The sequence below is a fragment of the Xanthomonas sacchari genome, from assembly GCF_024266585.1.
Taxonomy (GTDB): Bacteria; Pseudomonadota; Gammaproteobacteria; order Xanthomonadales; family Xanthomonadaceae; genus Xanthomonas_A; species Xanthomonas_A sacchari_C.
This window is the reverse complement of the sequence record NZ_CP100647.1, coordinates 3,678,175-3,702,850: the sequence shown is the minus strand read 5'-3', so window position 1 is coordinate 3,702,850 and position 24,676 is coordinate 3,678,175. Positions and strand designations below refer to the sequence as shown.

Sequence of the window (24,676 nt, the reverse complement as noted above, 5' to 3'; positions counted from 1 at the left end):
ATTGGCGTGGGCCGGAACAGTCCGGCCCTGGGAACAGCGGCGGGGCGCCAACCATGTCTGCAGGCTGTCCCGATCGTTGTCCTCGATGACGTATCTGGCGGCGCGGCCGGGCGTGCGTGGCATGTCCGGCGGCGGCGCCGTGGACATCCCCTTCCGCTGCCTTGGCGCGCGAGAGACCGGGAGCGAGGATAGAAGCGCCAGGCATTCCATTCCAATGAAGCATTTGCCGAGGGCTATCTTGTTTTGGAATGGATGTCGCGCGCGGCGCCGCGTGCCGGCACGCCCGGCGTTCAGGCCGCCGCGGATGGGGCCTGCAAGCCGAGCAGGGCGACCGCCGCCGCGCCCAGGCTGCGTTCGCGGTGGCGCAGCGCATGGAAGCTGCGTTCGCCCAGCGTCACGGCGAGGCGCTGCAGCCGGCCGCTCTCCAGCCACGGCGCCGCGGCCAGCTGCGAGATCGCCGCCAGGCTGGGCCCGGCCTGCACCGCCGACAGCACCGCTTCGTTGGAGGGCAGGGACAGGGCCACGCGCAGGCGCTCGGGGGCGATGCCGGCGGCGCGCAACGCCGCCTCGAACGCCGAGCGCGTGCCCGAGCCGGGTTCGCGCATGATCCAGGTGCTGTCGGCGACCAGCCGCGCCAGCCCGGGGCGGCGGCGTCCGGCCAGCGGGTGGCCCGGTGCGGCCACCACGCTCAGCCGGTCGTGGTCCAGCGGCGAACTCAGCAGCTCCGCGGCCTGCACCCGGCCCTCGACGAAGCCCAGTTCGGCGCGTCCCGCGCGCACCGCGCGCGCCACGCTGTCGGTGTTGCCCACGCTCAGGCGGATCTCGATCTGCGGATAGCGCGCATGGAACGCCATCAGCCGGGTCGGCAACCAGTAGCTGGCCACGGTCTGGCTGGCATGCAGGTCGAGGGTGCCGCGCAGCACGCCGCGCCATTCGCTCAGCGCCAGTTCGGCGGCGCGACTGCGCGCCAGGATCGCCTTGGCGTCCTCGCAGAACGCCGCGCCGGCCGCGGTCAGCGCCAGGCCGCGGCCGACCCGGTCGAACAGCGCCACCCCGTACTGGCGTTCCAGTGCCTTGATCGCGGCGCTGGCGGCCGAGGGCGTGCGGTGCGCGGCCTGCGCGCCCAGGGTCAGGTGCTGGCGCTCGGCCACCGCCACGAACAGTGCGAGTTGTTCCAGCGTCATGGGGAAACCATTCGGATGAGGCGAATGAAGTGTGCGCAATTATGCGATGGATCGAAACGGTTCGCGGGCGCACCCTGCCGCCACTTCGATCCGGATCGCTCCCATGCGTACGCAGTTGCAGAGACCGTCGGCCTTGCTGCCCGGGCTGGCCCTGGCCCTCGGGGTGGCGGCGTTGGCCTGGCTGGCCGAACGCGCGCAACTGCAGTGGCTGGGCCGGCGCTGGATCGACGCGCTGGTGTTCGCGATCGTGCTCGGCACCCTGTTGCGCACGGCCTGGCGGCTGCCGCCGTCCACCCACGCGGGCATCGCCTTTGCCGCCAAGCTGCCGCTGGAACTGGCGATCGTGCTGCTCGGCGCCTCGGTCGGCCTCGGCGCCATCGGCGCGGCAGGGGGCGTGTTGCTGGGCGCCATCGCCGTGGTGGTGCTGCTGGCGATCGCGCTCGGCTACGGCATCGGCCGCGCGCTGGGGCTGCCGTCGCGGCTGGCCACCCTGGTCGCCTGCGGCAACGCGATCTGCGGCAATTCGGCGATCGTCGCCGCGGCGCCGGTGATCGAGGCCGACTCCGACGACGTCGCCGCCTCGATCGCGTTCACCGCCGCCCTGGGCGTGCTGGTGGTGTTGCTGCTGCCGTTGGCGGTGCCCGTGCTGGGCCTGGACCAGCGCCACTACGGCATCCTCGCCGGCATGACCGTGTACGCCGTGCCGCAGGTGCTGGCGGCGACCGTGCCGGTGGGCGCGGTGAGCGCGCAGGTGGGCGCACTGGTCAAGTTGATGCGGGTGCTGATGCTGGGGCCGGTGATGCTGCTGCTGGGCCTGCTCCGCGGCGGCTCGCCGGCGCCGCGGCGCCCGGCGCACGCGCTGGTGCCGTGGTTCGTGTTCGGCTTCGTCGGCATGATGGGCCTGCGTGCGCTGGGCGCGCTGCCGGCGCCGGCCATCGAGGCGGCGCAGGCGCTGTCGCTGCTGTTCACCCTGGTGGCGATGGCCGCGCTGGGCCTGTCGGTGAACCTGCGCACGGTGCTCGCATCCGGTGGTCGCGTGCTGGCCGCCGGGACGCTGTCGCTGCTGGCGCTGGGCAGCCTCAGCGTGCTGCTGCTGCGCTGGTTGCCGTAGGCGCGGGCGCTGCCGTGCATGCCTGCGATCAGGCGAGTGGGCATTTCGCATCGCCTGCACCCGCGTTCGATCATGCGCTCACCAAGCGCCGTGGAGCATGGCGACACCTGTCATGCAGAGGGCGGTGCAGCAGTGCCGGGACCCGCACGGCAACGGTGCGTTCGCGGTGATGTTTCCCGCGCGCTATCCTCGGTGGAGTCGGGTTCGCTCCTGGCGAGCGTCGGCGCGAGCGTACGTCCCTGCATCTCCCCGGTGCGCCTTCTGCGCCCATGGGCGACAGGTCGCCTGCAATGGCGCGCGGTGCCGCCGACGCACGGTGTAATAGTCTCCGCGCTGGCGGCGGCCTAAGGTAGCGGCCATCTTCCTCCGCATCGCCGCCCGGTTGCCCCATGGGACACGATCACAGCCACGCCCCTACCGAGATCCGCCACGAGCAACCCCTGTGGTGGGCGCTCGGCCTCACCGCGCTGTTCCTGGTGGTGGAGGTGGCCGGCGCGTTCGTGACCAACAGCCTGGCGCTGCTGTCCGATGCCGCGCACATGGCCACCGACACGCTGGCGCTGATGATCGCGCTGATCGCGGTGCGGCTGAGCCGGCGCCCGCCCGACGCCAAGCGCAGCTACGGCTACGCCCGGCTGGAAGCGCTGGGTGCGCTGGTCAACGGCGCGCTGCTGTTCGTGGTCGCCGGCTACATTCTGTGGGAGGCGGTGCAGCGTTTCCGCCAGCCGCAGGAGATCGCCACCGTCGGCATGCTCGGCATCGCCGCGTTCGGCCTGCTGATCAATCTGATCTCGATGCGCCTGCTCAAGGCCGGCAGCGGCGAGAGCCTCAACATGAAGGGCGCCTACCTGGAAGTATGGAGCGACATGCTGGGCTCGGTCGCGGTGATCGTCGGCGCACTGGTGATCCGCCTCACCGGTTGGAAGCTGATCGATCCGATCCTGGCGGTGTTGATCGGCCTGTGGGTGCTGCCGCGGACCTGGGTGCTGCTGCGCGAGGCGGTCAACGTGCTGCTGGAAGGCGTGCCCAAGGGCGTGGACCTGGATGCGGTGCGGGGGTATCTGCAGGCGGCGCCCGGCGTGGCCAGCGTGCACGACCTGCACGTGTGGGCGCTGGCCTCCAGCACCCCGGCGCTGACCGCGCACGTGGTGGTGGTCGACGGCGGCGACGCCGACGCGCTGCGCGCGGTGCTGTGCGACGGGCTGCATGGGCGCTTCGGCATCGACCACATCACCCTGCAGATGGAAGCCGGCCATTGCGGCGCCACGCCGTGCGGCACGCCGGCTGCGGCGGGCGAGGGCGGTGGTCACGATCATCATGGCGAGCCTGGCCACGACGCGCACCACGGGCACGATCACGGCCATCCCCCGCATCGGCATGGCCATGCGCATGGGCATTCGCATCCGTAAGCCGTACCGCCGCGGGATGATGCCCGTGCGGGCACGGCGCCCTGTTCGGGAGTGGCTGCCAGGGTTTGGCGGGAATGCCGGTCGCGGTTGATACCGCTGCTACAAGATCTTCTGGTCTGTACGCCTGGCGGGTTGCCAGGTCAGGCGCATGCGTGGGTGGCGTAGGAGCGGCTTCAGCCGCGACGGGCGTTCCCTGGAACGCCTGTCGCGGCTGAAGCCGCTCCTACGGGACGCCGGTGCGACGCTCAGACCACCGGTTCGCGCAATGCCGGCGCATCCCAGCCCGGGCGCGGCGCGAAGCGCTCGCCGTAGCGCGCCTGCAGGGCGCGCAGGCGCGCCAGCAGCACGTCGGCGCCGGCAGCGCGGATGTGCTGGATCGGGCCGCCGCGGAACGGGGCGAAGCCGGTACCGAAGATCACGCCGGCATCGAGCAGGTCGGCATCGGCGACCACGCCTTCGTGCAGGCAGGCCACCGCCTCGTTGAGCAGCGGCAGGATCAGGCGGTCTTCCAGGTCGTCCGGGGCGTGGTAGTCCTTCGGCAGCTCCGGCTTCTTGGCGCGGCCGTTCTCCCAGGCGTACAGGCCTTGGCCGTCCTTCTTGCCGCGCTTGCCCGGCTCCACCGTCTGCAGCGCCGCGGGGATCGGCAGGCCCAGGAACGGCGCCAACTCGGCGCCGACGCCGGCGGCCACGTCCAGGCCCACCGTGTCGATCAGTTCGATCGGGCCCATCGGCATGCCGAACTTGACCGCGGCCTTGTCGATCGCCGGGCCGGGAATGCCTTCGGCATAGGCGGTCGCCGCTTCCAGCATGTACGGGAACAGTACGCGGTTGACCAGGAAGCCGGGCGTGCCGGCGACCGGTACCGGCAGCTTGTCGATCGCCTTGCAGAAGGCGGCCAGGCGCTTCTGGTTCTCCGGCGCCAGGCCGTCGTGGCAGACGATTTCCACCAGCGGCATCTGCGCCACCGGGTTGAAGTAGTGCAGGCCGCCGAACTGCGCCGGGCGCTGGATGTGCTCGCGCAGCTCGGTCAGCGGGATCGAGGAGGTGTTGGTGCTGAGCAGCGCGGTCGGCTGCATGCGCGGCTCCAGCGCCTGGTACAGCTCGCGCTTGGCCTGCGGGTTCTCGATGACCGCCTCGATCACCAGGTCGGCGGTCGGCACGCCGTCGCCGGCCAGGTCGCCCTTCAGCCGCGCCGCCACCGCCGGGCGCTTGCTGTCGTCCTTGACCCGCTTGGCGAACAGCTCGCCGGCGCGGCTCAGCGCACCGTCGATGAAGCGCTGCTCGCGATCCTGCAGGGTCACCTCGAAGCCCTTGTAGGCCGACCAGGCGGCGATGTCGCCGCCCATCACCCCGGCGCCGACCACGTGCACGTGGCGGATGCCGTGGTCCTTGCCGCCCAGCGCCTTGAGCCGCTCGGTGAGGAAGAAGATGCGGATCAGGTTGCGCGCGGTCGGCGTGCTGGCCAGCTTGACCACCGCCTTGCGCTCGGCGTCCAGGCGCGCCTGGATGCCGCCGCCGCCGCTGCGCTCCCATACCCCGATCAGGGCGTAGGGCGCCGGGTAGTGCTCCTTGCGCGCCTTGCGCGCCACCTGCTTGCGCATCTGCGGCGCCAGCAGCTTGCGCGCCGGCCAGGTATTGGTGGCCCAGGCGGTGGCGCGCTGCTTGAAGGGGCGGGCGCTGCCGGACAGCGCCAGCGCCACCGCGGTATCGGTGAGCACGGCCGGGGCGGCGACCTTGTCGACCAGCCCCATCGCGCGTGCCGCCGACGCCGACACGGTGCGGCCGGTCAGCATCAGGTCCATCGCCGCCGGCGCGCCGATCAGCCGCGGCAGGCGCGCGCTGCCGCCCCAGCCGGGGAAGATGCCGAGCTTGGTCTCGGGCAGGCCGATGCGGGTGGCCGCATCGCTGGAGGCGACGCGGTAGCGGCAGGCCAGGGCGATCTCGGTGCCGCCGCCCATGCAGAAGCCGTGGATCGCCGCGACCGTGGGGCAGGGCAGCTCGGCCAGTTTCTGGAAGGTGGCCTGGCCGCGGCGGATGGCGTCGTTGACGGTGCCGCGGCGGTCGAACTCCTGGAACTCCTTGAGGTCGGCGCCGGCGATGAAGCCGTTGTCCTTGGCTGAGCGGATCACCACGCCTTTGGGCGGATCGATGGCGATGCGCTCGAGCAGGTCGCCCAGCTCCAGCAGCACGTCCTGCGACAGCGCGTTGACGGGCGCGTCCTGGCGGTCGAGGCTGAGCACGACGATGCCGTCGCCGCGGAAGTCCGCTTGCCAGTGACTGAATCGGAGCCCGTCGAAGCCTGAAAGCATGGGGAGGACCATCCGCTTGTGTATGGAGAAGATCGTTATCATCCAGAGGTTGTTTCCGTCGCGTCAAATCCCAATGCAGGGAATTGAGGCGGGTCCCGTGACCGCTGGCCTTGCGCCAGCCTAACGGAACGCCGGTTAACGTCGTGGGGCGGCGATCCGCTGAGGGACGCTGAACTTTTTTCCGAATTGGCGGTCAGAGGGTCCGACGTAGGTTGGGCTGACAGGAGTGCGGCCCGCTATGGCCGATGTCGAAACACCTCAGGAGCTGGACCTGGAACTGGTCCGGCGTGTGCAGCGCGGCGAGAGCGCGGCGTTCGATGTGCTGGTGCGCAAGTACCAGCATCGGATCGTCGGCTTGATCGGGCGCTACATCGCCGACTGGAGCGAATGTCAGGACGTGGCCCAGGACACCTTTATCCGCGCCTACCGCGCGATAGGGAGTTTCCGCGGCGACGCCCAGTTCTCCACATGGTTGCACCGGATCGCCGTGAATACCGCCAAGAATTACCTGGTCGCGCACAACCGCAGGCCGCCCACCGACGACGTCGACGTGCTCGATGCCGAGCAGTTCGACAGCGGCACCCGGCTGCGCGACACCGATACGCCCGAGCGCGAGCTGATGCGCCAGGAGCTGGAACGCACGGTGATGAAGGCGGTCGACGCCTTGCCGGAGGAATTGCGCACCGCCATCACCCTGCGCGAGGTGGAGGGCATGAGCTACGAGGACATCGCGCAGAAGATGGGCTGCCCGATCGGCACCGTGCGGTCGCGGATCTTCCGCGCCCGCGAGGCCATCGACGCCGAACTCCGTCCCCTGCTGGATACCGACAGCGCCACCCGTGAGCGACACCGCGTATGACCGATAGCACGCCCTTTCCCAAGCCCGCGCCGGCCCCCGGCAGCGTAGCGCCGGACAAGTTCGAGCTGCACTACCGGCAGCAACTGTCCGCCTTGATCGACGGCGAACTGCCGGCCGACGAAGCGCGTTTCGTGCTGCGCCGGCTGCAACACGACGAGGAACTGTCCGGCTGCCACGAGCGCTGGCAGCTGTGCGGCGACATCCTGCGCGGCCGCGTCAGCGTGCCGGCGCCCACCGATTTCAGTGCGCGCGTGCGCCAGGCGGTAGCCGCCGAAGCGCAGCACGCCGCGCGTGCCGAGGCTACCAGCGCGGCCGGCAAGCGCCGGACCTGGCGTTGGGGCGGCAGTGCGGCCCTGGCCGCCTCGGTCGCCTTGCTGGCCCTGTTCGTGACCCAGCGCCTGCCGCAGACCCCCGAGGCGCTGCCGCCGGCACAGGTCGCCGATGCCACCACGCCGACCCCGACGCCCGCTGCCGCCACGCCGCAGGGCCAGATGCCGGCACCGGCACCGGCCGATCCGCAGGGTGACCTCGCGGCGGCCGTCGCTGCGGCGCCGGCGGTGGCGATCGCCGCCAACCGTCGCCAGGAAGCGGCGGCGCGCCGCGAGGCCGCGCGCAGCGAGCAAGCCGCGCGTCCCCGCAGCGCGCCGTCCGAGCGCGCCTACGCCGCGGCGGCACCGGCCAGGCCGCAAGCCCAGGCGCCGGCGCAGGCTCCGTTCTTGGCGCCGGTCGCCGCGCCGACGCTGGTCGCGCAACGCGCCAGCGATCCGTTCGGACATCCGGCAACGCCGTTGCAGGCCCGGCCGTGGCCGCGCTCGACGCTGCCGGCGGCCGCCGCCGACAGCGCATTCACCGCCAGCTTCCCGTACAGCGGCGCGGACCCGGCGGCGTTCTATCCGTTCGAACCCCGGCTGCCTGCCGACGCCGCGGCCAACCCGCCGCCGCAACAGCAGCCTTGACCCCACGCGCCGGCCGGAGGCGGTGCGTCTCCTCCGGCGCGTGGTCCCCGTTGCTTCGTCCCCTCGTTGTTCCCCTTCCCGAACCGGAGGCTCGCGTCCGATGACTCACCGTATCCGCCACCATTTGCTGGGCCTGCTGGCGCTGACCGTGCCGCTGGTCGCCTGTGCGCAGCAGCCCAGCCCCAGCGCCGCCAGCGCCACGCCGCCGGCCGCGCAGTCCGCGCCGGCGCCGCAGTTGGTCGGCAACCTTCCCGATTTCACCCGGCTGGTCGAGCAGGTCGGCCCGGGCGTGGTCAACGTCGAGACCATCATCAGCCGTCGTGCCGCGGCCGCGCGCTCCGGCGGCGGCATGCCCGACGACGACCAGATCCCCGAGTTCTTCCGGCGCTTCTTCGGCCCGGACGGCATGCCGGGCATGCCCGGGCAGCCGCGCGGCGGCCGCGGGCCGGACGACGACGATGGCGCGCCGGCCGGTCGCTCGATGGGCTCGGGCTTCATCATCTCGCCCGACGGCTACGTGCTGACCAACCACCACGTGGTCGACGGCGCCAGCGAGGTCAAGGTCAAGCTCACCGACCGCCGCGAATTCACCGCCAAGGTGGTCGGCAGCGACCAGCAGTACGACGTGGCGCTGCTGAAGATCGACGGCAAGAACCTGCCGACGGTGCGCATCGGCGACTCCAACCTGCTCAAGCCCGGCCAGTGGGTGGTGGCGATCGGCTCGCCGTTCGGCCTGGACCACTCGGTCACCGCCGGCATCGTCAGCGCCACCGGTCGCAGCAATCCCTACGCCGACCAGCGCTACGTGCCGTTCATCCAGACCGACGTGGCGATCAACCAGGGCAACTCCGGCGGCCCGCTGCTCAACACCCGCGGCGAGGTGGTCGGCATCAACTCGCAGATCTTCTCCGCCTCCGGCGGCTACATGGGCATCAGCTTCGCGATCCCGATCGACCTGGCGATGAGCGCGGTCGAACAGATCAAGAAGACCGGCAAGGTCACCCGCGCCCAGCTCGGGGTCATGGTCGGCGCCATCGATTCGCTGAAGGCGCAGGGCCTGGGCCTGCCGGATACCCGCGGCGCCCTGGTCAACCAGTTGGTCCAGGGCAGCCCGGCGGCCAAGGCCGGGCTGGAAGTGGGCGATGTGATCCGCACGGTCAACGGCACCGAGATCGGCGCCTCCAGCGACCTGCCGCCGATGATCGGCGCGATGCAGCCTGGCACCAAGGTGCGCCTGGGCATCCTGCGCGACGGCAAGCCGCGCGAGCTGACCGTGCAGTTGACCGCGCTGGCCGACGACACCCAGGCCAGTGCCGGCCCGGTGGTCGGCGACAACGCCGCCCCGGCCACCGGCGCCAACGCCCTGCTCGGCATCGAGGTGGCCGACCTGGATGCCGCCACCCGCCAGCAACTGGGCGTGGAGCCGGGCAAGGGCGTGCGCATCACCGCGGTGACCGGGCGCGCGGCGCGCGAGGCGCAGTTGGTGCCGGGCATGGTGATCCTGCAGGTCGGGCGCACCCCGGTCGGCAGCGTGGCCGCGCTGAACCAGCAACTGGGTGCCTACAAGAAGGGCGACGTGGTGATGCTGCTGATCCGCGTCCGCGACGCCACCAGCTTCGTCGCGGTGCGCGCCGGCGGCTGATCCGTGCGCCCGGCCGTGGCCGGGCGCCGTCCCTGGCGCCGATCCGGACGGATCGGTGCCAGGGACGGGGGCGAAACCGGCGGCCGTCACCAGCGGCCGCCGGCCATGCGATAATGGCCCGTTATCCTGACGACGGTCCTGGCCGCCGCCCACCTCATGTCCTCTGATTCGATGCGGAACATCCGCAACTTCTCCATCATCGCCCACGTCGACCACGGCAAATCGACCCTGGCCGATCGCATCATCCAACTCTGCGGCGGCCTGCAGGCGCGCGAGATGGAGGCGCAGGTGCTCGACTCCAACCCGATCGAGCGCGAGCGCGGCATCACCATCAAGGCCCAGTCCGTGTCGCTGCCGTACACCGCGCAGGACGGGCAGGTCTACCACCTGAACTTCATCGACACCCCCGGCCACGTCGACTTCTCCTACGAGGTCAGCCGCTCGCTGGCCGCCTGCGAGGGCGCGCTGCTGGTGGTGGACGCGGCGCAGGGCGTGGAAGCGCAGTCGGTGGCCAACTGCTACACCGCGGTGGAGCAGGGCCTGGAAGTGGTGCCGGTGCTGAACAAGATCGACCTGCCCACCGCCGACATCGACCGCGCCAAGGCCGAGATCGAGGCGGTGATCGGCATCGACGCCACCGACGCGGTGGCGGTCAGCGCCAAGACCGGGCTGAACGTGCGCGACGTGCTGGAGGCGATCGTGCAGCGCATCCCGCCGCCGGTGCCGCGCGACACCGACAAGTTGCAGGCGCTGATCATCGACTCCTGGTTCGACAACTACCTGGGCGTGGTCTCGCTGGTGCGGGTGATGCAGGGCGAGATCAAGGCCGGCGACAAGCTGCTGGTGATGTCCACCGGCCGCACCCACCAGGTCGACAGCGTCGGCGTGTTCACGCCCAAGCGCAAGGTGCTGCCGGCGCTGCGCGCGGGCGAGGTCGGCTGGGTCACCGCCAGCATCAAGGACGTGCACGGCGCGCCGGTCGGCGACACCCTGACCCTGGCCGGCGACCCGGCGGCCAAGCCGCTGCCGGGTTTCCAGGAGATGCAGCCGCGCGTGTTCGCCGGCCTGTTCCCGGTCGACGCCGAGGACTACACCAACCTGCGCGAGGCGCTGGACAAGCTGCGCCTGAACGACGCGGCGCTGCGCTTCGAGCCGGAAAGCTCCGAAGCGATGGGCTTCGGCTTCCGCTGCGGCTTCCTGGGCATGCTGCACATGGAGATCGTGCAGGAGCGGCTGGAGCGCGAGTACAACCTGGACCTGATCAGCACCGCGCCGACCGTGGTCTACGAAGTGCTGAAGACCGACGGCAGCATCATCAGCATGGACAACCCGGCCAAGCTGCCGCCGGTGAACATGGTCGAGGAGATCCGCGAGCCGATCATCCGCGCCAACATCCTCACCCCCGAGGAATACATCGGCAACATCATCAAGCTGTGCGAGGAAAAGCGCGGCAGCCAGATCGGCATCAACTACCTGGGCAGCCAGGTGCAGATCAGCTACGAGCTGCCGATGGCCGAGGTGGTGCTGGACTTCTTCGACAAGCTCAAGTCGGTCAGCCGCGGCTACGCCTCGCTGGACTACCACTTCGTGCGCTTCGACGCCGGCCCGTTCGTGCGCGTGGACGTGCTGATCAACGGCGACAAGGTCGATGCGCTGTCGCTGATCGCCCACCGCAGCCACGCCGACCGCCGCGGCCGCGAACTGTGCGAGAAGATGAAGGACCTGATCCCGCGGCAGATGTTCGACGTGGCGATCCAGGCCGCGATCGGCTCGCAGATCATCGCCCGCACCACGGTCAAGGCGATGCGCAAGAACGTGCTGGCCAAGTGCTATGGTGGCGACGTTTCGCGCAAGAAGAAGCTGCTGGAAAAACAGAAGGAAGGCAAGAAGCGCATGAAGCAGGTCGGCCGCGTGGAGATTCCGCAGGAAGCCTTCCTGGCTGTGCTGCAGATGGACAAGTAGCTGAGAGTCGTGAATAGGGAATGGGGAATGGAAAGGGCGCATGCTCTTGCCTTCCCGATTCCCCATTCTCCATTCCCGATTCCCATTCCGAAGGAACAAGAATGAAATGGTTTGAAATCGCGCTGGTGGTGCTGACTTTCGCCACCGGCATCATCACCCTGCTGGACAAGCTGTTCTTCGCCAAGCGCCGCGCCGCCCGGGCCGGATTGCTGGACGCCGAGCCGGTGCTGGTGGACTACTCGCGGGCGTTCTTTCCGGTGCTGGCAGTGGTGCTGATCCTGCGCAGCTTCATCGCCGAGCCGTACAAGATCCCGTCCAGCTCGATGATGCCGAACCTGCTGGTCGGCGATTTCATCCTGGTCAACAAGTTCGCCTACGGCTTCCGCCTGCCGATCACCAACCAGAAGATCATTCCGGTCGGCGAGCCCAAGCGCGGCGACGTGGTGGTGTTCAAGCCGCCGCACAAGCCGGACGAGAACTGGATCAAGCGCGTGATCGGCCTGCCGGGCGACCGCATCGGCTTCCACGGCGACACCCTGTACATCAACGGCACGCCGATGAAGTACAAGGTCATGGGCGAGTACGTGGGCAAGGGCAAGGGCGCGGAAATGACCGGCGCCACGCTCCTCACCGAGTACCTGCCGGGCCACCCCCACACCGAACTGGAATGGCTGGGCCGCAACAACCCGGCCGGCCAGGGCGACTGGGTGGTGCCGCCGGGCAAGTATTTTGTGATGGGCGATAATCGCGACAACAGCGAGGACAGCCGGTTCTGGACCCAGACCCATTTCCTGCCCGAGGAGAACCTGCGCGGCAAGGCGTTCCTGATCTGGCTCAATTGCGAAGGATGGTTCTGCAGCGGCAGTTTCGATCCGTCGCGGATCGGAACGACCATTCAGTGACCTGCGTGAGGGGAAGCGCGATGAAGCACAAGCAAAGTGGCATGACCTTGACCTCGTTCGTGATCGTGCTGGCGGTGGTCGGGTTCTTCGTCTACATCGGCATGAAGCTGTTCCCGATGTACATGGAGTTCTATGCCGTGCGCTCGGCGATGAAGGGTCTGGCGACGGAAACCGGCAGCGCCGAGATCGACCCGGCGCAGGTCAAGGCCTCGCTGTTCCGGCGCCTGGACATCAACAATTCGGACAACGTGAAGCCGAGCGACGTCACCTTCGAGCGCACCGACACCGGCGTGAAGATGCACGTGGCCTACGAAGTGCGCCGTCCGCTGATCGCCAATCTGGACGTGGTCGGCAAGTTCGACGCCACCCAGGACCTGACGACGCGTGGTGGCCAGTAAGACCTTCCTGCGCGGTGACCGCATCGGTCATCGCTTCGCCGAGCCGCAGCTGCTGGCGCAGGCGCTGACCCATCGCAGCGCCGGCGCCCCGCACAACGAACGCCTGGAATTCCTCGGCGACGGCATCGTCAACCTGCTGATCGCCGAGGCGCTGTACCAGCGCTGGCCCAAGGCCGACGAGGGCGCGCTGACCCGCGCCCGCGCCGAGTTGGTGCGCGAGGCCTCGCTGGCCGCGATCGGCCGGCAGCTGGAGCTGGGCGAGCGCCTGACCCTGGGGCCGGGCGAGATGAAGTCCGGCGGCCATCGCCGCGACTCGATCCTGGCCGATGCGGTGGAGGCCGTGGTCGCGGCGATCTACCTGGACGCCGGCTTCGAGGCCTGCCGCGCCACGATCCTGCCCTGGTTCGAGGCCGCGCTGGCGGCGCTGCCGGTCGGCAAGCCGGAGAAGGACGCCAAGACCCGCCTGCAGGAATGGCTGCAGGCCCGGCAGCGCACCTTGCCGGCCTACGAACTGATCAGCGAGACCGGCGACGACCACGCCAAGCTATTCCGAGTACGCTGTGTCCTCGCCGAGCCCGCCCTGGTCACCGAGGGCGAGGGCACCTCGCGGCGCCTGGCCGAGCAGCAGGCCGCCGCCGCCGCCATCGAGCAACTGGATTCGAGCAAGTGAACGAGCAAGCCACCCCTCCTTACCGCAGCGGCAGCGTGGCCGTGATCGGCCGCCCCAACGTGGGCAAGTCCACCCTGACCAACGCCCTGGTAGGCGCCAAGGTCAGCATCGTCTCCAATCGGCCGCAGACCACCCGGCACCGGCTGCTGGGCATCGCCAGCTTCCCGGCCGGCCAGTTGCTGCTGGTCGACACCCCCGGCCTGCACCGCGAGCAGAAGCGCGCGATGAACCGGGTGATGAACCGCGCCGCGCGCGGCTCGCTGGAAGGCGTGGACGCCGGCCTGCTGGTGATCGAGGCCGGGCGCTGGGATGAGGAGGACACGCTGGCGTTCAACGTGCTCAGCGACGCCGGCATCCCGGTGGTGCTGGTGGTCAACAAGGTCGACCGGCTCAAGGACAAGACCGCGCTGCTGCCGTTCCTGCAGCAGGTCAGCGAGGGCCGCAGCTTCGCCGCGGTGCATCCGATCTCCGCGCTCAAGCGCAAGGGCCTGGAAGCGCTGGTGCGCGACCTGCTGGCCCTGGTGCCGGAAGCGCCGCCGATGTTCGGCGAGGACGAGATCACCGACCGCAGCCAGCGCTTCCTGGCCGGCGAGCTGGTGCGCGAGCAGTTGATGCGCCAGCTCGGCGAGGAACTGCCGTACGCGACCACCGTGGAGATCGAGCGCTTCGCCGAGGACGGCGCGCTGCTGCGCATCGGCGCGGTGATCTGGGTCGAGCGCGAAGGCCAGAAGGCGATCGTGATCGGCAAGGGCGGCACCCGCCTGAAGGACATCGGCGCCAAGGCCCGCCAGCAGATGGAGCGCCTGTTCGGCGCCAAGGTGTTCCTGGAGACCTGGGTACGCGTGCGCGAGGGCTGGTCCGACGACGAAGCGGCGCTGAAGGCGTTCGGGTACGGGGAGTGAAGCCGGGAATGGTGAATCGGGAATCCGGAATCGGATTTCCGTGCGTCCCAGGCAATCATGGCGTGTGTAGGAGCGGCTTCAGCCACGCCAGGCTTTCCCGGTAACGCCCGTCGCGGCAGAAACCGCTCCTACGGCAGAAGCCGATTTTTCATCGACGCGCTTGGCAATGATTCGGCTCGGGATAGTCTCCATTCCCGATTCTCCATTCCCCATTCCCAGCTCCCACCGCCTTGATCGAGCACGAACCCGGCTTCGTCCTGCATGCGCGGCCCTGGCGCGAGACCAGCCTGCTGGTGGAGGTGCTGAGCGTGCACCACGGCCGGCTCGGCGTGCTGGCGCGCGGCGTGCATGGGCCGAAGAAGCAGGCCTTGCGCGCGGCGCTGCAGCCGCTGCAGTCGATCCGCTTCAGCGCGCAGCGCCGCGGCGAACTGGCGCAACTGCGCGCGGCCGAGGCGGTGGATGCGGCGCCGCGGTTGAGCGGCGAGGCGATGCTGGCCGGCTTCTACATCAACGAACTGACCCTGCGCCTGGCCCCGCGCGACGATCCGGCGCCGGACCTGTATCTGGCCTATGCGCGGGTGCGGGCGCGGCTGGCCGCCGAGGCGCCGTTGGCCTGGTCGTTGCGCTGCTTCGAGCGCGACCTGCTGGAGGCGCTGGGCGTGGGCTTCGACCTGCGCCACGACGGCGACGGCGAGCCGATCGACCCGGCCGCGCGCTACGTGCTCGACGCCGAGCACGGGCCGCGCCGGCTGTTGAGCGACCGCGGCCACGACCAGCGCAGCGGCATGGCCACCGGTCGCGCGCTGCTGGCCCTGGCCGACGACGCCGAACCGGCCGCCGACGATCTGCCCGGCCTGCGCCGCGGCATGCGCGTGGTGCTGCTGCATCACCTCGGCGGGCGCGGCCTGAAATCCTGGGAGATGGTCGAGGACCTGGCGCGGCAACGCAGCGCGGCCGCCGCGGCGCCGGAGTCGGCACCGCGCGGTTCGGAATCCGCCCCGGATGCGACCTCCAATGCGACGTCGGAGTTCACCGGCGAAGGGGCGAAGCCGCCGCCGTCCGCGGCCGAGTGAGCGCGCCGCACCGGCGGCGCCACGGAGCCGGCACGCGGGTAACCGAGCGACCTGCGCTCGTCACACCTCAACCGGATGCAGGTTTCCCGTAGGAGCGGCTTCAGCCGCGACGGGCTTTCCCGGTCACCCCGTTGCGGCCGATCTCGCAGAGGGGGCAAGAGACGCGCCTGCAGGGCGCTTTCCGGCCTGATCGCAGCCCCCGGCCGCGGTGCAGTCCACCGCGGCCGCCGCGCGGGGCGGCGGCCGCGGCAGGCGGCACTCAGCGCCAGTCGATCCGCAGGCTCAGCGCCGCGTTGCGCGCCTCGCCGAGCGTGTGCTGGTTCCAGTAGGTGCGATTGAACAGATTGTTGATGTTGCCGGTCAGCAGCGCGTCGTAGCCACCCAGCGTGGTGGCGTACTGGAAGCCGGCCGCGGCGAGGGTGTGCCCGGGAATGAGGACACGGTTCTGGTCCTCGTAATAGGCGTCGCCGGAGTAGCGCACGTTGCCGTGCAGGCTCAGGCCGCGCACCCCCGGCACCCGCCAGGTGGCATTGGCCAGCAGTTGCCGGCGGGCGGCGCCGGCCGGCCGGTTGCCGCGCAGGGCCGCGTTGTCCGGCGACAGATCCTCCAGGCGCGGGTCCATCCACAGGCCGCCGACGCCCAGTTCCAGGTTCTCGGTCACGCCGACGCTGCCGATCACTTCCAGCCCGCGATACAGGGTCAGGCCGTCCTGGGTCAGGTAGCGCTGGCCGTCGCGGTAGGCGTCGATCTCCGCGCCACGCTCGATGCGGAACGCGGCGGTGGTCAGGGCGAAGCGCCCGCTCTGCAGCTTGGCGCCCAGCTCGTACTGCTTGCTTACGGTCGGCTTCAGCACGCTGCCGGCGTTGGCGTAAGCGGGCAGCGCATCGGTGCCGACGCGGCTGCCCGGTTCCAGCGACTCGACGTAGCTGGCATAGAGCGACACGTCCTCGATGGGCTTGTAGATCAGCGCCACGGTCGGGGTCGTCACCGAGGTGCGGTAGCCGCTGTCCACCGCCGCATTGCCGTCCAGATCGCGTTGCTGGTAATCGACGTGGCGCGCGCCGAGGATGGCGCGCCAGTGCTCGCCGAACTGCATGGTGTCGCTGACGAACACCGCCTTCTGGCGCAGGTCCGCGCTGACCGGCGCCAGGCTGTAGTCCGGGCGGCGGGTGGGGCGGAAGGTCTGCTGGCGATACAGATTGCCGTCGAAGTCGTGGCTCCAGTAGAACGCCTTGCTCCACTGGTCCCAACTGCGCTGCACCGAGGCGCCAAACACCAGCTCGTGCGCCACCGGGCCGGTCTCGACGCGGCCGGTGACCAGCAGTTGCGCCACGCTGTTGCGCAGCACCGCACCGAAGTCGTAGGCGTAGCCGGCGTAGTCGCCCGCTTCGTCGAGCAGGTTGGCGAACATCTTGTGCGATGTGTGCCGGCGGCGGCTGCCGCCCAGGCTCAGCGCCGCGCTCCAGCGCTCGTCGATGCGCCAGTTCAGGCCGGTGGTCGCGTGCAGCAGTGCGGTCTTGTAGTAGGCGCCGTCGACGCGGAGCTTGGCGTAGTCGTCGGTCGGCCTGGGCAGGCGCGCGCCCTGGTAGGCATCCCAGTAGAAGTACAGCGGCTCGTGTTCGAGCGTGTTGCGCTCGTGCACCAGCTCCGCATGCCAGGTCAGGCCCTCGACGATCGGTTGCTCGACGGCCAGCGCGATCGTCTTGCGGTCGATCCCCGCGCCGTTGTACGCGTCGCCGCGTTCGAGACCGGCATTGAGCCGATAGCCGAAGGAATCCGGGCCGTTGGCGCGCCCGCCCGCATCCACCTGCGCCGAGAACGCGCTGTCGTTACGGTAGCCGAGCGTGGTGGCCAGCAGCGGGCTGTCGGTCGGGCGCTTGGTCTGGTAGCTGACGATGCCGCCCGGTGCGCCGAAGCCGTACATGAAGCCGCCCAGGCCCTTCAGCGCCTGCACCGATTGCACCGCTTCCAGCGGAAACTCGCCGCCCCATTCCATCAGCATCGGCACGCCGTCCACGTAGAAATTGCGCACGCCGATGCCACGGATCTGCGTGCCCCACCAATTGGTGGTGGCCGGCGGTTCGGCGGCGAACACCGACGGATCGTTGATGAAGATCTGTCCCAGCGTGGTGGCCTGGCGCCGCGCGATCTCCGGCGCTTCGACCAGCGTCACCGAGAACGGCGTATCCAGCAGGCGGGACGTGCCCAGCGCGCCGACCGCCGCATCCTGCTGCAGGTCCAGGCTGAGCCGCTGGCCTTTGACCATGACCGTGTCCAGCTGCGTGGCGTCGGCCGATGGCTGGGCATCGCGGGTGTCGTCGGCGGTGGCGGTGTCCTGGGCGTTGGCCGAGGTGGACGCGGCGGCCACGAGGGCGGCCAGCAAGGCGCGGGCGAGCACGCCCATGGCCGGCGCTGGCCGGTGGAATGCATTTTGAAACATGAGAAGCCCCTGTTGCGGTTGTGACCGGACGGGGCGATGGCTGGTCCGGAGATGTTGTTGAATCGTTAATTTATATGATAACAAATCTCATTTGCAAATCTCGGCGGCGCGGGCGCGGGCGCGTTCGCGGCGCCGCCGTTTTCGTCGACGTTTCACGACAGGATCGGTGAGGGCGGGCTGTGGGCGAGGGCGGCCGCGTTCGGGATCCGCCTGGCAACGCCCTGGTGCGCTGGTCGCGGCTGAAGCCGCTCCTACAAGAAGCCGGGGTGTTATCCCCAATCCCCAATCCGGGATTTCAGTGCAACAACGCTGCCACCGCCTCGCTGAACTGGTGCCGGGCATGCGAGGAGGCCGGATCGCCATGCAACTGGCGCACGGCACGCGCCAGACGCGCGGCGCCGACGAAGCCGCAGCTGGCCTGCAGCCGGTGCAGATGGGTGCGCACGGCCTGGTCGTCGCTGAGCTGCAGGGCCGAGGCGACCGCGTCGCGGGTGCCGGGCAGCTCGGCCAGGAACAGCTCGCGCAGGGCGATCAGATGCGCGCGCTCGCCGTTGAGCGCGGCCAGCGCGGTGGTCTCGTCCCAGTCCAGGGTCGGCTCGGCGGTCCCGGCTGCGGCGCCGACACGGCCGCGCGCGAGCAGCCGGCGTACCGACTGCAGCAGCCGCTCGGTAGTGAGCGGCTTGAGCAGCACGTCGGCGAACCCCGCGTCGAGCAACTGCGTGCGGACGGTGGCGCTGGCGTCGGCGGTATGCGCCAACCCCAGGGTGTCCGGGTGTTCCCGCTGCAACTGGCGCAGCAGGTCGCTGCCGCGGCCGTCGGGCAGGTTGGCGTCGATCAGCCACAGGTCGTGCGTCTGCGCCTGCGCGCGGGCGAGGGCGCTGGCGACGGAGTCGGCCAGGTCCACCTGTGCCGGCAGCGACTGCAGCGTCGCGTCGAAGAAGGCGCGGCTGATCGGGTCGTCTTCGACGAGCAGCAGTCGCGTTACCGGGTCCTGGGTCGATGCCATGCTGATGCCTCCATGCGGCGTGGTCGCCTCCCGCGCGGCTGCGCGCGTGCGTCGCGCCACTTTGCCTCGCCGGCGCGGCAATCGCAAGCCGGTCCCGGCCCGGTCCATCTGCGACAATGGCCGCCCTTTTTCGCCCGCAGCCTGTTGCCACGTGGCCCGATCCCGAAACCGTCTCGACCGCACGCCCTTCCAGACCGACATCGCCGACCTCAGCCACGACGGCCGCGGCGTCGCCCGCCGCGAGGGCGACAAGGTCGCCTTCGTCGCTGGCGCGCTGCCCGGCGAGACCGTGCTGGCCGAACCCACCGCGCGCAACCGCCACTTCGACGAGGCGCGCACGCTGCAGGTGCTGCAGGCCTCGCCGCAGCGGGTGACGCCGCGCTGTCCGCATTTCGGGGTCTGCGCCGGCTGCGTGCTGCAGCACCTGGCCGAGGACCAGCAGATCGTCGCCAAGCAGCGGGTGCTGACCGAAAACCTGGAGCGCATCGGCCACGTGACCCCGCAGGCGGTGCTGCCGGCGCTGACCGGCGCGCCCTGGGGCTACCGGCGCAAGGGCCGCTTCTCGGTGCGGCGGGTGGAAAAGAAGGACAAGACCCTGGTCGGTTTCCGCGAGCAGGACCCGCGCTTCGTCGCCGACCTGTCGGTCTGCCACACGGTGATTCCGCAGATCGGCTTCAAGGTGACCGCGCTGGCGGAGCTGGTCGAAAGCCTCGACGGCAAGCGCGACATCCCGCAGATCGAGTTCATCGCCGGCGACGCCGCGGTGGCGCTGACCTTCCGCCACATGCAGCCGCTGAGCGCGCGCGACCAGGCCGCGCTGATCGCCTTCGCCCAGCAACACGACTTCGCCATCTTCCTGCAGCCCGGCGGCGTGGACAGCGTGCATCCGCTGTATCCGCAGGCGGTGCCGCTGTCGTTCCGGCTGCCGCAGTGGGACGTGGAACTGGCGTTCCGGCCGCTGGACTTCATCCAGGTCAACGCCGCGCTCAACGAAAAGATGATCGCGCATGCGCTGGCGCTGCTCGACGCGCAGCCCGGCGACCGGGTGCTGGACCTGTTCTGCGGCCTGGGCAACTTCACCCTGCCGCTGGCGCGCACCGTGCGCGAGGTGGTCGGCGTGGAAGGCGACGCCGGGCTGGTGGCGCGCGCGCGGGAGAACGCGCAGCGCAACGGCCTGGACAATGCCCAGTTCTTCGCCGCCGACCTGACCCAGGACCAGCGCCAGGCGCCGTGGATGCGCCAGGGCTTCGACAAGCTGCTGCTGGACCCGCCGCGCTCCGGCGCGCTGGAGGTCCTGCAGCAACTGCCGCTGAAGCAGTTCCAGCGCATCGTCTACGTCAGCTGCCACCCCGGCTCGCTGGCGCGCGACGCCGGCTACCTGGTCAACGAACAGGGCTTCGTGCTCAAGGCCGCCGGCGCGATGGACATGTTCCCGCATACCGCGCATGTGGAGAGCATTGCGGTGTTTGAGAAGCCGGGAATGGGGAATCGGGAGTAGGGAATCGTCACGGCGGCTGCGCGCGCGGTTTATGCTTTTTCCATTCTCCTTTCTCCATTCCCGATTCCCATGGCCATCGAAATCGAACGCAAATTCCTGGTGACCGGCGATGGCTGGCGTGCGGCGGCGCATGCGGTGATCCCGATGGCGCAGGGTTATCTCAACGACCAGGCGGCGCTGGCCAGCGGGGCGCAGAAGGCCTCGGTGCGGGTGCGGGTGCAGGGCGAGCAGGCGTTCCTCAACCTCAAGTCGCGCGAGCTCGGACATACCCGCCAGGAGTTCGAGTATCCGGTTCCGGTGGACGATGCGCGCGCGCTGCTGGCTCTGTGCGTCGGCGGGCTGATCGACAAGCGCCGGCACCTGGTGCAGCACCAGGGCCACCTGTGGGAGGTCGACGAGTTCCTCGGCGACAACGCCGGGCTGGTGGTCGCCGAAATCGAGCTGGACAGCGCCGACGAAGCCTTCGCCAAACCGGACTGGCTCGGCGCCGAAGTCACCGACGACCCGCGGTACTACAACGTGGCGCTGGCTAGCTGTCCATTCTGCGAGTGGCAGGGATTGGGGAGTCGGGATTAGGGATTGGTAAAAGCGTAAAGCCAAACGCCGCACGCGGCCCGCTTTTGCGAATCCCCACTCCCCAATCCCGAATCCCCGCTTCACGCGGCAATCGGGCTTATGCTTTTGCGAATCCCCAATCACCACTCCCCAATCCCCGCTCATGCGCATCGACATCTGGTCCGACGTGGTCTGCCCCTGGTGCTGGATCGGCAAGCGCCGGTTGCAGCAAGGTCTTGCGTCGCTCGGCGCGGACGCGCTGGCGCTGGAGATCCACTGGCATCCGTATCTGCTGGACCCGGACGCCGGCACCGAGCCGGTGCCGTTGCGCGAGGCCTATGCCGCCAAGTTCGGCGGTGCGGCGCGCACCGAGCAGATCCTGGCGCAGACCCAGGCCACCGCGCGTGCCGAAGGCCTGCCGTTCGACTTCGGCCGCGGCCAGGTGCGGGTGAGCACGCTGCCGGCGCACCGTCTGCTGTGGCTGGCCGCGCGCGAGGGCGATGTCGACGCGGTCGCCGAGGCGCTGTTCCACGCGCACTTCGCCGAGGGCCGCAACCTGGCCGATGCGCAGACGCTGCGCGATGCCGGCGCCGCGGGCGGGCTGCCGGCGGAGCGGGTGCAGGCGCTGCTGGAGGGCGAGGAGGGCCTGGACGAGGTGCAGGCGGAGTTGCAGCAGGCGCAGGCGATGGGCATCCGCGCGGTGCCCACCTATGTCATCGACGGCCGCCAGGCGCTGCAGGGCGCGCAGCCGCCGGAGGTGTTCGCCGCCACCGTGCGCGGCCTGCTGGCCGACGCCCAGGCGGGCCGCGACTGCGGCCCGGACGGGTGCGCGGTCTAGTGCGCCGCCGCGGCGCCAGGCGATGACCGCCGGCGCCGCGCAGCGACTGGCCGCGGTCCACGCCATCGCGGCTGCGGCGCAGCGTGCTCTCCGCCGCGACGCGGTCGCGGCGACCGGCACAGATCCCTTCTGACGGGCGTCGGACGGCCGACGTGCCGTGCAGGCAGGCCGTCGGGAGGCCGGCACCGCCTGTCCAGCGCGCCGCAGGCGTTCCATGGCCGAGCTGTGTCGGCCGCGAGGCAGCAGGGCGTCTCGGCGACGCTAGGCGAAGACGCCGATGCGCCTAGCGCGAACCGGACCAGCGGGCGTCGCCCGCCTCGCGCCAGGGGCGTCGCGCCGCGTCCTGCCGGGGTTGACCCGCGGGGGCGCGACGCCGGCGCCGCGCCGCACGTCTCGGGCAGCGCGACGGCGATCCCGCCGCCTCTGCGCTGCGCCGCTTTCATCGCCACCTTGCCTGGCCTGCACCGGCACGCCATGCGCCGACCTGCCGCCGACGCCGGCATCTGCGACAATGCCGGCCCACAGGCGCCTGCACCGCGCCGGCAGGAGACCCCCCGCATGCTCGCGATCGGCGTTGCCGGTACCGAACTCACCGCCCAGGAGCGCGACTGGCTGCAGCACGCTGCGGTGGCCGGCGTGGTCCTGTTCAAACGCAATTTCGCCTCGCGCGCGCAGGTGACCGACCTGAGCGCGGCGATCCGCGCCGCGACGCCGCGGCCGCTGCTGATCTGCGTGGACCAGGAAGGCGGCCGCGTGCAGCGCTTCCGCGAGGGCTACAGCGCGCTGCCGCCGCTGCAGGGCTTCGGCGCGCTGTACGCGCGCGATCCGGCCGCGGCGCTGGAGATGGCCGAGCAGCACGCCTGGCTGATGGCCAGCGAAGTGCGCGCCAGCGGCGTCGACCTGAGCTTCGCCCCGGTGCTGGACCTGGCCCGCGGCAACCGCGCCATCGGCGACCGCGCCTTCAGCGACGATCCGCAGGTGGTCGCGGCCTTCGCCGCAGCCTATGTGCGCGGCATGCACAGCGTCGGCATGGGCGCCACCCTCAAGCATTTCCCCGGCCACGGCAGCGTGCTCGAGGACACCCACGTCGACAACGCCGAGGACCCGCGTTCGCTGGAGACCCTGCGCCAGGAAGACCTGGTGCCGTTCGCCGCCGGCATCGCCGCCGGCGCCGACGCGGTGATGATGGCGCACGTGGCCTACCCGCAGGTGGCGCCGGAACCGGCCGGCTATTCGCCGCGCTGGATCCAGGAGATCCTGCGCCAGGAACTGGGCTTCCGCGGCGTGGTGTTCTCCGACGACATCGGCATGGCCGCGGCGTTCGCCGCCGGCGGCGTCGCGGCGCGGGTGACCGCGCACCTGGACGCCGGCTGCGACGTGGTCCTGGTCTGCCATCCGGAACTGGTCGACGATGCGCTGCATGCCGTGCGCGATCGCCCGCTCAACACCGCCGCGCTGCTCGGCCTGATCGGCCGCGGCGGCCTCGGCTGGGACGGCCTGCTGGCCGACGCCCGCTACGGCCACACCCAATCCCATCTGCTCTTCACCTTCGGAAAAACCGCCTGATGTCCACTCTCACCATCGCCCAGGCCCTGGCCCAGGCCGACCTGCTGATCGATCGCCCGCGCATCGACCAGGCCATCGCCCACATGGCCGACGCCATCGCCGCCGACTACCGCGGCGAAACCCCGGTCTACCTGACCATCATGCACGGCGCGCTGCCGTTCGCCGGCCAGCTGGCGCTGGAACTGGGCAGCCGCGGCCAGGACCTGCAGCTGGACTACCTGCACGCCACCCGCTACCGCGGCGAGACCGTCGGCGGCGAACTGGTGTGGAAGCACCGCCCGGCCACCGCGCTGTACGGCCGCCGCGTGCTGCTGCTCGACGACATCCTCGACGAAGGCCTGACCCTGAAGGCGGTGCGCGCGTGGTGCCTGGAGCAGGGCGCCACCGACGTGCGCATCGCCGCGCTGACGGTCAAGCGCCACGACCGCTGCGTGCCCGGGGTCAGCGCCGACTACATCGGCGTCGAGGTGCCGGACCGTTACGTGTTCGGTTTCGGCATGGACGTCAACGAGGCGCTGCGCAACCTGCCGGCGATCTACGCGATGAAGGAGTAGGGCGCCGCGCGCGCAGTCGCGCGCCCGCTCCCCGGTGCCTGCGCCTCTCGCCGGTGCCGGCGTTCCCTTTCGTTGGAGGATCCGCATGGACAACATCGCACTGGCCGTCATCGGCGGCACCGGCGTCTACAAGCTCGCACAGCTCGACGACGTGCAGACCCACCAGGTGCAGACGCGCTACGGCGCGCCTTCCGGCCCGGTGCGGGTCGGCACGCTGCTCGGCCACCGCGTCGCCTTCCTGGCCCGCCACGGGGAGGGCCATTCGCTGCCGCCGCACAAGATCAACTACCGCGCCAACCTTGCTGCGTTGCAGCAGATCGGCGCCACGCGGGTGCTGGCGCTGAACACCGTCGGCGGCATCACCGAGCGCTTCGGTCCGCGCGTGCTGGCCTGTCCGGACCAGTTGATCGACTACACCTGGGGGCGCATCTCCACGCTGTGCGAGGAGCCGGGCAGCGAGGTGCTGCACGTGGATTTCGGCCATCCGTATTCGCCGCTGCTGCGCAGCAAGATCCTGGCCGCCGCGCGCGTCACCGGCACCGCCCTGGTCGACGGCGGCTGCTACGCCGCCACCCAGGGGCCGCGCCTGGAAACCATCGCCGAGATCGCGCGGCTGCGCCGCGACGGCTGCGACCTGGTCGGCATGACCGGCATGCCCGAGGCCGGGCTGGCGCGCGAACTGGGCCTGGACTACGCCTGCCTGGCGATCGTGGCGAACTGGGCGGCCGGCTGCGGCGACGCCGAGGAGATCACCCTGGCCGAGGTGCTGGCCAACGTCGAGGCGGCCTCGGTCGGCCTGCCGGAGCTGGTGGGGGAACTGGCGCGCGGGTGATTGTCTTCGC

At 70.5% G+C, this 24,676-nt stretch carries 21 protein-coding genes; 17 read left to right on the top strand and 4 right to left on the bottom strand.

Translation table 11 applies throughout. From position 1 onward, the window contains the following. Positions 1–290: 290 nt before the first annotated feature. Complete coding sequence (locus NKJ47_RS15385) at positions 291–1,184, bottom strand: LysR family transcriptional regulator (RefSeq protein ID WP_254458704.1); 894 nt, start codon at positions 1,182–1,184, stop codon at positions 291–293. Between the two features lie 103 nt (positions 1,185–1,287). Between NKJ47_RS15385 and NKJ47_RS15380 the strand changes: the two genes are divergently transcribed. Continuing rightward, positions 1,288–2,295 carry a YeiH family protein gene (locus NKJ47_RS15380; protein WP_254458703.1) on the top strand — a complete coding sequence of 336 codons (1,008 nt, stop codon included), beginning with the start codon at positions 1,288–1,290 and terminating at the stop codon, positions 2,293–2,295. Between the two features lie 389 nt (positions 2,296–2,684). Then, positions 2,685–3,704 carry a cation diffusion facilitator family transporter gene (locus NKJ47_RS15375; protein WP_254458702.1) on the top strand — a complete coding sequence of 340 codons (1,020 nt, stop codon included), beginning with the start codon at positions 2,685–2,687 and terminating at the stop codon, positions 3,702–3,704. Between the two features lie 245 nt (positions 3,705–3,949). On the opposite strand, the gene NKJ47_RS15370 is transcribed toward NKJ47_RS15375, so the two are convergent. Continuing rightward, complete coding sequence (locus tag NKJ47_RS15370; protein WP_254458701.1) at positions 3,950–6,013, bottom strand: 3-hydroxyacyl-CoA dehydrogenase NAD-binding domain-containing protein; 2,064 nt, start codon at positions 6,011–6,013, stop codon at positions 3,950–3,952. Positions 6,014–6,251: 238 nt separating this feature from the next. Between NKJ47_RS15370 and rpoE the strand changes: the two genes are divergently transcribed. The 9 genes from rpoE (at position 6,252) to recO (ending at position 15,377) form a co-directional block, all read left to right on the top strand. After that, positions 6,252–6,872 (top strand): RNA polymerase sigma factor RpoE, encoded by a 621-nt coding sequence (gene rpoE, locus NKJ47_RS15365; RefSeq protein ID WP_010340494.1) that lies wholly within the window; start codon positions 6,252–6,254, stop codon positions 6,870–6,872. Further along, a complete protein-coding gene (locus tag NKJ47_RS15360) occupies positions 6,869–7,828 on the top strand; it encodes a sigma-E factor negative regulatory protein (protein ID WP_254458700.1) in 960 nt (319 codons plus the stop codon). The genes rpoE and NKJ47_RS15360 overlap by 4 nt, the downstream gene beginning before the upstream one ends. A 100-nt stretch (positions 7,829–7,928) precedes the next feature. Further along, entirely contained in the window at positions 7,929–9,470 is a 1,542-nt protein-coding gene (locus NKJ47_RS15355; RefSeq protein WP_254458699.1) for a DegQ family serine endoprotease, read from the top strand. A 171-nt stretch (positions 9,471–9,641) separates the two neighbouring features. Continuing rightward, positions 9,642–11,432, top strand: coding sequence for a translation elongation factor 4 (gene lepA, locus NKJ47_RS15350; protein WP_254461445.1), 1,791 nt, complete (start codon positions 9,642–9,644; stop codon positions 11,430–11,432). A 101-nt stretch (positions 11,433–11,533) separates the two neighbouring features. Next, positions 11,534–12,334 (top strand): signal peptidase I, encoded by an 801-nt coding sequence (gene lepB, locus NKJ47_RS15345; protein WP_254458698.1) that lies wholly within the window; start codon positions 11,534–11,536, stop codon positions 12,332–12,334. 20 nt (positions 12,335–12,354) lie between these two features. Beyond that, positions 12,355–12,732: a DUF4845 domain-containing protein gene (locus tag NKJ47_RS15340; protein WP_254458697.1), complete on the top strand. Its 378-nt coding sequence runs from the start codon at positions 12,355–12,357 to the stop codon at positions 12,730–12,732. Next, on the top strand, positions 12,719–13,402 hold the full coding sequence (gene rnc / locus NKJ47_RS15335; RefSeq protein WP_429002443.1) for a ribonuclease III: 684 nt from the start codon (positions 12,719–12,721) through the stop codon (positions 13,400–13,402). Before NKJ47_RS15340 ends, rnc begins: the two co-directional genes overlap by 14 nt. Next, the gene (gene era / locus NKJ47_RS15330) at positions 13,399–14,304 is read left to right on the top strand and encodes a GTPase Era (RefSeq protein ID WP_010340598.1); all 906 of its coding nucleotides are present in this window, start codon (positions 13,399–13,401) and stop codon (positions 14,302–14,304) included. The genes rnc and era overlap by 4 nt, the downstream gene beginning before the upstream one ends. A 230-nt stretch (positions 14,305–14,534) precedes the next feature. After that, complete coding sequence (recO, locus tag NKJ47_RS15325) at positions 14,535–15,377, top strand: DNA repair protein RecO (protein WP_254458695.1); 843 nt, start codon at positions 14,535–14,537, stop codon at positions 15,375–15,377. 259 nt (positions 15,378–15,636) lie between these two features. Here the strand turns inward: recO and NKJ47_RS15320 are convergent, their stop codons facing one another. Next, a complete protein-coding gene (locus NKJ47_RS15320) occupies positions 15,637–17,781 on the bottom strand; it encodes a TonB-dependent siderophore receptor (RefSeq protein WP_254458694.1) in 2,145 nt (714 codons plus the stop codon). A 331-nt stretch (positions 17,782–18,112) separates the two neighbouring features. Continuing rightward, complete coding sequence (locus NKJ47_RS15315) at positions 18,113–18,829, bottom strand: Hpt domain-containing response regulator (protein ID WP_254461444.1); 717 nt, start codon at positions 18,827–18,829, stop codon at positions 18,113–18,115. A gap of 145 nt (positions 18,830–18,974) precedes the next feature. On the opposite strand from NKJ47_RS15315, the gene rlmD reads away from it, so the two are divergent. The 6 genes from rlmD (at position 18,975) to NKJ47_RS15285 (ending at position 24,666) form a co-directional block, all read left to right on the top strand. Next, positions 18,975–20,321 carry a 23S rRNA (uracil(1939)-C(5))-methyltransferase RlmD gene (rlmD, locus tag NKJ47_RS15310; protein WP_254458693.1) on the top strand — a complete coding sequence of 449 codons (1,347 nt, stop codon included), beginning with the start codon at positions 18,975–18,977 and terminating at the stop codon, positions 20,319–20,321. A gap of 69 nt (positions 20,322–20,390) precedes the next feature. Continuing rightward, positions 20,391–20,897 (top strand): CYTH domain-containing protein, encoded by a 507-nt coding sequence (locus tag NKJ47_RS15305; protein WP_254458692.1) that lies wholly within the window; start codon positions 20,391–20,393, stop codon positions 20,895–20,897. Positions 20,898–21,039: 142 nt separating this feature from the next. Then, entirely contained in the window at positions 21,040–21,714 is a 675-nt protein-coding gene (locus NKJ47_RS15300; RefSeq protein ID WP_254458691.1) for a DsbA family oxidoreductase, read from the top strand. Positions 21,715–22,272: 558 nt separating this feature from the next. After that, positions 22,273–23,280, top strand: coding sequence for a beta-N-acetylhexosaminidase (nagZ, locus tag NKJ47_RS15295; protein ID WP_254458690.1), 1,008 nt, complete (start codon positions 22,273–22,275; stop codon positions 23,278–23,280). After that, a complete protein-coding gene (locus NKJ47_RS15290; RefSeq protein ID WP_254458689.1) occupies positions 23,280–23,834 on the top strand; it encodes a hypoxanthine-guanine phosphoribosyltransferase in 555 nt (184 codons plus the stop codon). Before nagZ ends, NKJ47_RS15290 begins: the two co-directional genes overlap by 1 nt. 85 nt (positions 23,835–23,919) lie before the next feature. Continuing rightward, positions 23,920–24,666 (top strand): S-methyl-5'-thioinosine phosphorylase, encoded by a 747-nt coding sequence (locus NKJ47_RS15285; RefSeq protein ID WP_429002442.1) that lies wholly within the window; start codon positions 23,920–23,922, stop codon positions 24,664–24,666. Positions 24,667–24,676 lie beyond the last annotated feature (10 nt).